The sequence below is a fragment of the Psychrobacter sp. genome (genome assembly GCF_030454045.1).
Lineage (GTDB): Bacteria > Pseudomonadota > Gammaproteobacteria > Pseudomonadales > Moraxellaceae > Psychrobacter.
In genome coordinates this window covers 40,163-50,342 of record NZ_JAKDJE010000015.1, presented here as the reverse complement: position 1 = coordinate 50,342, position 10,180 = coordinate 40,163, and the positions used below count along the sequence as shown (strand labels likewise).

At 42.2% G+C, this 10,180-nt stretch carries 6 protein-coding genes; 4 read left to right on the top strand and 2 right to left on the bottom strand.

The window, feature by feature from the left end:
- Positions 1-236: 236 nt before the first annotated feature.
- Positions 237-950, bottom strand: a complete 714-nt coding sequence (locus tag L0G63_RS04725) for a hypothetical protein (RefSeq protein WP_301449595.1) — start codon at positions 948-950, stop codon at positions 237-239.
- Between the two features lie 661 nt (positions 951-1,611).
- On the opposite strand from L0G63_RS04725, the gene L0G63_RS04720 reads away from it, so the two are divergent.
- Positions 1,612-2,886 (top strand): integrase arm-type DNA-binding domain-containing protein, encoded by a 1,275-nt coding sequence (locus L0G63_RS04720; RefSeq protein WP_301449590.1) that lies wholly within the window; start codon positions 1,612-1,614, stop codon positions 2,884-2,886.
- 230 nt (positions 2,887-3,116) lie between these two features.
- Positions 3,117-5,903, top strand: a complete 2,787-nt coding sequence (gene ppc / locus L0G63_RS04715) for a phosphoenolpyruvate carboxylase (RefSeq protein ID WP_301449589.1) — start codon at positions 3,117-3,119, stop codon at positions 5,901-5,903.
- 184 nt (positions 5,904-6,087) lie between these two features.
- On the opposite strand, the gene L0G63_RS04710 is transcribed toward ppc, so the two are convergent.
- Complete coding sequence (locus L0G63_RS04710; protein ID WP_301449588.1) at positions 6,088-7,050, bottom strand: hypothetical protein; 963 nt, start codon at positions 7,048-7,050, stop codon at positions 6,088-6,090.
- A gap of 246 nt (positions 7,051-7,296) precedes the next feature.
- Here L0G63_RS04710 and L0G63_RS04705 point away from each other — a divergent pair, with 246 nt between their 5' ends.
- Positions 7,297-8,310, top strand: a complete 1,014-nt coding sequence (locus L0G63_RS04705) for a LysR family transcriptional regulator (RefSeq protein WP_301449587.1) — start codon at positions 7,297-7,299, stop codon at positions 8,308-8,310.
- Between the two features lie 405 nt (positions 8,311-8,715).
- Positions 8,716-9,903, top strand: coding sequence for an NRAMP family divalent metal transporter (locus L0G63_RS04700; protein WP_301449594.1), 1,188 nt, complete (start codon positions 8,716-8,718; stop codon positions 9,901-9,903).
- Positions 9,904-10,180: the final 277 nt, after the last annotated feature.

Genomic DNA, 10,180 nt, shown 5'->3' with positions numbered 1-10,180 from the left:
GGAAATCTAGTGAGTAAGTCATGGTCTTTATAATAACAATTGAATTTGTTAATTAGTTTATAACATTTTTAAGTAGGATTGACTATAGTTCACTCTTAGATAAATGGATAAACGATGGTTAAAGACTCATTGCCTATACAATGAGCCTGGCTATTAAGTAATATGACGTGAAGGCAAATAAAATAAGAGAGACGATCAATAACCTATGGTTTCTTATGTTTATCGTTACGCATTTATTAAATCCAACCTTCTTCCAAAAGATGCTCAGTATTACTGATTTTAAACTCACTACATAAGTCATAAAAGGTCATTGGATCTTCAACATTATCGAGCATCTCACGTTTATTGAGCGCCACAAATAACGCCAGTGCATAAGCCGCACTATGGATAGATTTTTTGGGATTAAAGGTGATATCGGTAAAGGCTTGATATTGCATTACTTCCTCATGTAACTGAGGGTTTTGTTTTAGGGCATTCACATATAGCCAATCATAAAACACAGTCAACGGCTCCGTGCCCCACTCCATACCAAAATAATTGTAGCCGATGATTTCACCCGAGGTCATTAATCGCTCGTCCTTTCTGGCTTGTCTTGGCGGTGCTGTCAGCAAATCAATGTAAGGGCCACCATCTTCAAAGACCATGCTGGATTGAAAAGCATTTTCGACACTATATTGATTACCGTCATGCTCATCAGTGATCTTTAAGCTGAACGGACTCAGCGGAAAACTCAGCTTATTGCCAGATTTGCTGGATAATTCCAAAACATGGTTAAAGCCATACTTTTTGCGAATGACTTGATGCATATCATTGATAGATTTTTTCTTTTGTCTGGTCGCAAATCCCACATGACGCTCAAATCGAACCATATCTGTTTTTACCAGATTGTCGCTGTTGACTCTCGGCATAAAGACAGGCTTATGCTCTACCCCATTTTGTCTGTGTGGCATAGGGTGATCTTTTTGTTCCATAATAGGCTGCCTTATATCCATCGTCTTTTATAAATTTTCAGTTATCTTTTCGGTTATCACTACTTCGTCGATAAGCGCGGAATCTAAACACCGCGCGCGAGGCAGTGTATCTTATTATGCCGCATTTATCTGCCTTATTTTAGAGCTGATATTTCCCTGTGAATGCTACTCAATAAAAAATCGACAATAAATGCCAAAATAACTCGAATATAAGACTCTTTAAATTTGCACAGAACAGTACTATGACCCTGATTTTTATATTCTATGCACGTACAAGGTGATAATTTTTGTCATTATTTCTCTACATCCCTTGCCAATTAATTGATACAGACAGAAAAAATAAATTTTTATGTGTCCAAAAAATCTGTAAAAACGAGTTTAGGGGTCATATCAGGGCTATGATCGTATGACCTACTCTATATTTACTCGTTATGTGCTATAATTATCCCCAAGTGAGCCTTGGGGATAATTGTCACATAAATCCTTTTATATAAAAGGCCTGTAATATTACCATCACAAATATCGGTGTCCATATCAGTGTCCAAATACTCTTTGGCTTTTTACAGGAGAGTATTTTCATAAGTTATCGAATTTGCATAAACCATCACGCATTTACCTCATAAAAATTACGGATAAGAACATGGCTGTCGACAACATAAATGATATCAATAAACTTGAATGTCGAGATAAGGATTACTCGGTCAGTGTCTCAGGTATCGCGGGCCTAAGTCTACGTGTCTATCCAAACGGTAAAAAAGAATACTACCTGCGCTACTCTCATCCACATGTCGATGGTAAGCGACCTAGAATGATGCTAGGCAAGGTTGAGAACATCAGTCTATATGAGGTCAAGTACAAAGCAGAGACCATACTTAATACGGTCGCAAACGGCTCTGACCCCAAAGCCATACAGCAAAAAGAGCAAGTGAATAAGTATGCCCATCTAAAGAACGCCACGTTCGCTGACATTGCGCAAGCATGGCGAGATCACAAAACATCCAGTCGTCAGCAAAGCAAATCAAAAAAACCTGCGTTTAGTGAGTCGACACTCAAATTTTGGGATTTGTGCTTGGGATACATGTGCCGTGATATTGGCGATTTAAGGATGAATGATATCACCAGTGAGATGATATTAAGTGTGTGTGAAGCAATCCAACATAACGACAATCAAGCGACTTTCGTTGGCGCCAGTACGCGGCTTTATACGGAAAAAGTATTTTCATTCGCTGTCGCACGAGGATTATGCGATAAAAATGTAGCGATTGACACCCGTGGCGAGTTGGCACCTGCCAATTCAGGCAATCACTTGCCAGCTATTACCAAGGCCGATCAGTTTGCGACGCTGTTACATGATATGTCCAATTTTAAAGGGGCAAGCAAGCTCACATTAGAAGCCATGAATTTATTGCCTTATGTGTTTGTACGTAGTATTGATTTACGCTCTATGCGCTGGCAGGATATCGACTGGGATAATAATACATGGGCATTCTCCCCGACCAAAGGCGAAGGTCGCGACGACATGGTATCGCACTTAGTCGTGCCATTAGCGACGCAAGTGATTGCACGATTACGAAACATTCAATCTATCACAGGACATAAAGAGTATGTCTTTGCCTCAATGCGCGGCTCAAGCAATGCTTATATTAGCAAAGCCACACTGGTACAGATATTTCACCGGCTTGGCTACAAAGACGTGCAATGCGCGCATGGCTTTCGGGCCTCGGCCAAAACCTTGCTTATGGAACAGCCAGAGTTACGCTACTCAGACATCGTCACAGAATTACAGCTGGGTCACAGGATAAAAGACACGCATGGCGGGGCTTACAACAGACTTGATGAAATCGATACTAGGGTACAGATGATGCAAGATTGGGCGGATTATATAGATAAGCTGCGAGATTACGCTAAGACGTAAGCCAAGTGAGCTCGCGCTAAGAATTGTTTGAAAAATAGACGGGGCGTTAAATACACTATAATATGACGAATATCAATTGATAAAAAATTGCTTTGAGCGTCAGACATAACTACCCATTCATGTTAAATTGTAAAAAACGGTAGGGATATCTGTAGAGATAAAAAGTCTATGATAGCCCTAATATTATACTCGTTAACACTGTACTCACTCATTTAATAAGAAGGTTAAGGATGACTTTAGATAATAACGTACTACGTAAACGCACCAGCTTATTGGGTTCATTGCTAGGCGATGCTATTTCTCGCCAATCTGGAGAGCAGACAATAGAGACCATTGAGACCCTGCGTAAAGGTTTCATTCAACAGCGCCGTGAGCCAAATGAGGCACATAAACAGCAGCTTATCGACTTTATTGCGTCTTTGGACAATCAAACTTTAAAAAACGTCATACGCGGATTTTCTATCTATTTTTTCCTAGCCAATCTAAGCGAAGAGAATTACTTGCGTGAGCAGCGTCATAAGCTGCGTATGCAATCGGAGCAAAGCTGGGAGGGGTCATTTCGCCGTACCTTACTTGAGTGCCGTGAGCGCAATATCGAGCCGGCTCAAATGCAGGAGCTTATTGATCAGCTCAAATTTACACCTGTATTTACGGCGCATCCTACCGAAGCGCGCCGTCGTACCACAATGAATATCTTACAAAGTCTATTCACGCACAGCGATGCTTTAAATAACCTAACAGAAAACAGCTTCGCCTATGAGCAAGCCAAAGAGCAAACCGCGCAAACGATTGACTTATTATGGTCGTCAGATGAAGTGCGCACGCGCAAGCCATTGGTCTATGACGAGATTAACAACGGCCTGCATTACTTTAACGCCAGTTTGTTCAATGCCATTCCCAAAGTATATCGCAATATCAAAAAAGCCATTGTCGATATCTATCCAGAGCTGACCGACTATCCACTGCCTGCCTTTATGAGCTTCGGTTCATGGATTGGCGGTGATAGAGATGGCAATCCTTTTGTGACGTTTGAGACCACAGAACTTGCCGTGTTGATGCATGCTGATACCGTACTGCGTCACTATCAAGTGCTACTCAAAAAACTGCGCCGCCAGCTGATTCATAGTGACACTATTGTCACCGTGTCTCCCGACGTATATGCCAAGATCAAAAGTTATGATGAGCTCGATCAGCGTGTATTTGACTATAATCTAGATGACTATGGCAACGAGCCGTATCGTCGATTGCTTTCTTTAATACTCACTAAGGTCAATGCCACCAATCGCCGCATTCAAAGTAAAGGGACTGATATTGAGGCTGAAAAAGACGCCTATGCCAATCCAGAAGATCTATTAGAAGACCTACGCATTATCCGCCAAAGTGTCGCTACTCACGACAAGGCGCATGCAGATGGGCTGTTGCTCGATGTGATTCGCCTGGTAAAAACTTGCGGCTTTCATTTGGCGGCGCTCGATATCCGTCAAGAGTCGTCTTATCATGGTGAAGTGATTGCAGATATCTTTGCGAGTGCCTCCAATCTGCCTGATTATCAAACGCTAAGCGAAACCGAACGTCAAGAGTGGCTCACACGCTTGTTAGAAAAACCGGGTACGCCGCTCATCTATACCGATAATTTAACAGACAAAACGCGTGAGCAATTGTCACTGATGAATTCGGTCGCCACCTTACGCAAACTGGTGGGACAGGCGACTTTTGGCAGCTATGTTATCTCAATGACGAACAATGCCAGCCAGCTACTAGAAGTGTTGCTGTTAATGCGATTTGCAGGCTTATGTACGATTGATGCTGACGGTCAATTGTCTGCTGACCTACCTGTCGCACCGTTGTTCGAAACCATCGAAGATCTTAAAAACATCGATAAAATCTTGCCTGCCGTGTTAGACAATCCACTATATCGCGGATTGCTACAGAATACAGATAATACGCAAGAGATCATGCTAGGTTATTCGGATTCATCAAAAGATGGCGGTATCATCACCTCGGCTTGGCAGCTGTATAGTGCGCAGCAAACCATTAATAGTATTGCTGAGCAATATGGTATAAAAACACGATTATTCCACGGACGCGGCGGTTCGGTGAGTCGTGGCGGCGGCTCAACGCACAAAGCCATTGCGGCACAGCCGGCTGGCACGTTACATGGTCAGATTAAAGTGACCGAACAAGGCGAAGTGCTTTATGCCAAATATGCCAATACGGATACTGCCGTGTTTGAGCTGACCATGGCAATCACGGGTACACTCAAAGCCTGCTCGACAAGATTTGTCGTGCAACCGACTGAGTTGCCAGAGTATGAAGCCTTGTTTGCACGGTTAGCAGAAGCAGGCGAACAACGTTATCGAGAGCTGACCGATCATACAGAAGGGTTTTATAAATTCTACTCACAAGTGACCCCAGTACAAGAAATCTCTTTACTGAACATTGGCTCACGTCCTGCCCATCGCAAAAAAGGCTTGCCAAGTAAAACCACATTGCGAGCGATTCCTTGGGTATTTGGCTGGTCGTTAGCACGCTTTACCCTACCTGCTTGGTATGGCGTTGGTAGTGCTCTGCATAGTGTCAGAGACAACGAGATTTTGATGAAAGAGATGAATGCGCGCTGGCCATTTTTTAGTGTCTTTATCAGTAATATTGAGATGGCTTTCACCAAATCTGAGATGAATATTGCACAAGCATATAGCCAGTTGTGTGATGACGAGGCGCTACGCGAACAGATCATGAGTGAGGTGCTCGATGAGCATGAGCTGACTTCTTCCGGTCTGAATTCTTTGCTAGATCAAGAAACGCTTTTATCTGGTCAGCGAAACCTTGCGGCATCTCTGCAGTGGCGAGACGCTTATCTAGACCCGATTAACTATATACAGATTGAGCTGTTGAAGCGTGCTAGACAACAAAATGAAGATACGACAGATAACCATAAAGATGGCGATCTCAATGTAGAAGACCCATTAATCCGTAGTATTAACGCACTGGCAGCGGGTTTACGTAATACGGGGTAAGAGACGATACGACTGACCAACCAACGAGAATATTCTGATAGATTGCTACTGTCATAGTTATTTCAGTGTGCTTGCCAGCACGATGGTGATAAAAAAATGTACCGTCGCCTATTATTTTTCCGTGGCACGGTATAAGGTACTATATGTCTCTGCTTTAATTAAAATGCGCCTAAACCTAACTATTCTAATCGTTAGTCTCACGATACAACGTGGTTTGTGACTCTTGCCTAAAGTCTTCATAGGTAATGGCAGCATCACTCTCTGGAGCTGGAGAGGGTTCTATAGGCTCAACTTCAGCTGCGGGCACGTTTTGTTCGCTATTGTCTGCATTAATCGATTGTGCTGACACTAACGGCTCCTCGACCGTATTGGCGTCATTAGGTAATGGATCGTCATCGCTATTCACTACAGGTTCGGCGCCGACCACTGGCGTGCTAGTGGTAGCCGCAGGCGCTGTCTCATTTAAGCCACTATCATTGCTAACAGTAGTATCAGAAATAGAAGTCGATAAAAATCCTGTAAAAATAAGGGCAAGTACGACAATAGCAATAAGTAGTAAACCAAAAATCATACCAATAATGAGCGGTTTTTTACTACTGGCCGCTTTCTTTTGTGGTTTTATAGCATCCCTATGATCTGGTTCCAATGGGTTGGATTTAGTATCTAAAGGGTCATCGATCGTTGTGTTAGATAAAGGCATCGCTTGATCGAGAACGACAGAAGATGGCTTTTTTTCTTCATTATTCTTACTTAAATCACTATTTAAGTTATGGTCAACACCAGCATAATTATCCATTCGTGTATCTGACACCTTGTTTTGTGTCGATGCATTTTGACCTGAAAAATCAAAAGTAGCGTTTGTTGTGCCGATGTCGGCAAACTCTAATCTTGGCTCTTTATCGTTATTTTCATCTTCGAATAGTTGCAACTCTTCTACGCTTAGAGGCTCAAAAGCAGGTAACTTACTGGCCGTTTTTAAGGATGTTGAATCATCATTATCATTTTGGGTATCATTTTCAGCGCTTTGGACTCGACTGATAAAACGTTCGTAAATATTGTTTTTGACACGCTTACGCGATTTTTTCTGAACGAGTTGAGACAACTCTTCGTCAAAATCAGTACCGATGTCTTTTTTTTCGTCGTTCATAAAATAAAACCAAGCCAGTTTATGCTACTGACAGTAAATGACTGATAAAATGAAGTTGTGATTTTTATTGCTAAAATGTAACAGCATCACTAGTCCCCAATATAGTTGCTCACTCCCCTATCTTCAAGCACAATTTATTTTAGGTCGCTAATATTTGCGCAGCTCGTCTTAAGTTAAGTAGTGAGGTAGAAGCTTATTAAAAACGGCTTGTATAGAGACAACATATACCATAACAGGCTTAATAACATGGATTTAAAACAGCTTAATGCATTTATTGCTGTCGCGAATTTGCGCAGCTTTAGTGCAGCCGCAGAAAAGACAGGACTGTCACAGCCAAGTTTGAGCCGCCTGCTTAAACAGCTTGAGACCGATATGGATGTCGTGCTTATCGATCGTTACCACAGGCCGTTACATCTGACTGAAGCGGGCGAATTTTTTTACGATAAGATAAGCACCATACTGACAGAAATCGAGACCGTCACGAGTATGACCCAGCGTTTATCAACGCCAAGTAGTGCGCTAAACATCGGCTTTGTGCCGTCAGTATTATATGGGTTACTCCCTGAAATCATCGCCATGCTCAAGCAGTCCAATTCTGATATAGAGGTCAACCTCAAAGATATCAGCTCTTATCAGCAAATGGAGGCACTCAAATCTGGTGAGATTGATATCGGTTTTGGGCGTTTTGCCCATCAAGATCCATGGATTCAACAAATATTACTGCGTCATGAGCGCTACGTGGTGGCCTTACCAAAGTCGCATCCTCTTGCCCATGTAAAGGAGCAGCGATTGATAGATTTGGCAAATAATCGCTTGATTTTATACCATCAAACGCATTTGCCGATTGCCACCACACTACCAACATCAGAGTCCATCAAAGCAAAGCAGGAAACTAATACAAAAACCAGACGTGTCACCAATAAAAAATCTGCACTTAGCGAGCCGATTACGGAGCCATTGTTACATTTGTTTGCACAATACGGTATCTCACCCTTTATGACTACCACGGTGAGTGACTTGCAAGTAGCTCTAGGCTTAGTCGCTGCGGGCGAAGGTATCACGCTTGTACCTGCCAGCTTAACCACAGTACGTACAGAACAAATCAGCTATCAGCGTTTGGTACACGAAAACGTCACCTCTCCTATTTATTTGCATACTCTCAAAGATTTTGTGCATCCAAGTATCTCTGAGTTATTGAATGCTATCTATCAGGTCTATGAAGAACGAGGCATCACCTACCGGCGACAAAAATTTGTGTAACGTCCTTAAATGACCAGATATTGCGTGGATATTGTGTTATAAAGAAACGCCAAAAATAATCTGCCCTAATACTTGATATTATCAGATTAATATGCTAACCAAAAAGAATGGCAATGCAAACAAATAGTAATAACTATCACTGTTAATAAATAGAATAATCATTCTCCTGAATCGTATTGGTGTGCTAAAGTCGATACAAGACTAATCGTTTTATAAAAAAGCATGTATAAAGCGATTGTCTAATGATCACTGGCAAACTGACACAGGTAAGTGATGATTTGCCGTTTTAACCATTTCGAGGTATTCATGTCCACACAACCACTCAACAACCCAAGTACCACTGACGATATCGTTACTGAACAGCAAGAAGGCTTTAGTTGGCGTATCTTTGGCCCAGGTATTTTGATGGCGACCGCTGCAATCGGTGGCTCGCATCTGATTTCATCGACGCAGGCTGGTGCTATATATGGCTGGCAGTTGGCGATTATGATTGTTTTAGCCAACGTTTTTAAATATCCATTTTTTCGCTTTGCAACCGACTACGTTTACGATACGGGTGAGAGCTTGATTGCAGGCTACGCCAAACGCTCAAAGGTGTATCTTTGGGTATATTTTATCCTCTCTATCTTATCAGCGGTCATCAGTACGGGTGCGGTATCGCTAATTGCAGCGGTGATTTTGGGCTTTATGCTACCCGCCTCTCTTGAGTTATCGACGATGGTGCTGTCGATGATTATCGTGGCCGTCTCTTGGTTCTTTTTGATCGCTGGTCATTATAAATTGCTCGATGGCGTGACTAAGTGGATTATGATTGCCTTGACGGCAGCCACCGTTGCTGCGGTCGTGATTGCTGCTGGCAAGCCCACGGTTATGGCAGCAGATTTTATTGCTGTGTCTCCTTGGAACCTAGCGACATTAGGTTTCATCGTCGCATTGATGGGCTGGATGCCAGCACCGATTGAGTTTGCCGCAATTACTTCTATGTGGACCTCTGCCAAAGTCAAAGCTGATCACACCACACACAAGCAAGGCTTGCTCGACTTCAACGTTGGTTATGCCGTTTCAGCGATTCTAGCCTTGTTTTTCTTATCGCTTGGTGTGTTTGTCCAGTATGGTTCAGGGCAAGAGATTGAGTTGGTCGGCGGTGCTTATATCAACCAGTTAATCAATATGTATACGACAACCATCGGTGAATGGTCACGATTGCTGGTGGCCTTCGTCGCCTTCATGTGTATGTTTGGCACGACAATCACCTGTGCTGACGGCTATGGACGCGCTAATGCTGAGTGCTGGCGTTTGCTAAAAGGTGAAAGCGAAATCAATAAAAAGCAAATCGCTTTTTGGACGACATACGCTATCGGTGGCGGGCTGGTGATTATTACGTTCTTCACGGGACAATTGGGCGCGATGCTTAAGTTTGCCATGATATCCGCGTTTGTTTCTGCGCCTATTTTTGGTTGGTTAAACTACTCATTGGTTAAGAAACATAAAAAACTGTCAGCAGGTATGAACGCTCTGTCTATCGCAGGCTTGGTATTCTTGGCAGGATTTGCTTTATTGTTCTTAGCCAATTTGGCAGGTTTATTTGCTTAAATTTAGTCTTTTTTAAGCTCATGATAAATAAAGCCCTAATAGCTCAGCTGTTAGGGCTTTTTGGTGGAACAGGGAAATTTGTAGAGCCATGTATCTATTGTAATTGTAACTAAATGTAAAAATATACCGTATAAAAATTTGGCAATTTGAGTAATATGAATACTTACTCTAGCCAAATGTTAAAAAATACATAATGCTATTCATTTTATGAATACTATTAAATTAACTACAATTAATCATTAAATTTAATAAATAATAATCTACAAGCCAACCTTTG

Excerpts from the sequence above, each read along its gene's own strand:
- L0G63_RS04705 (WP_301449587.1), top strand. The coding sequence starts at position 7,297 with ATGGATTTAAAACAGCTTAATGCATTTATTGCTGTCGCGAATTTGCGC.
- L0G63_RS04720 (WP_301449590.1), top strand. The coding sequence starts at position 1,612 with ATGGCTGTCGACAACATAAATGATATCAATAAACTTGAATGTCGAGAT.
- L0G63_RS04700 (WP_301449594.1), top strand. The coding sequence starts at position 8,716 with ATGGCGACCGCTGCAATCGGTGGCTCGCATCTGATTTCATCGACGCAG.
- ppc (WP_301449589.1), top strand. The coding sequence starts at position 3,117 with ATGACTTTAGATAATAACGTACTACGTAAACGCACCAGCTTATTGGGT.
- L0G63_RS04710 (WP_301449588.1), bottom strand. The coding sequence starts at position 7,050 with ATGAACGACGAAAAAAAAGACATCGGTACTGATTTTGACGAAGAGTTG.
- L0G63_RS04725 (WP_301449595.1), bottom strand. The coding sequence starts at position 950 with ATGCCACACAGACAAAATGGGGTAGAGCATAAGCCTGTCTTTATGCCG.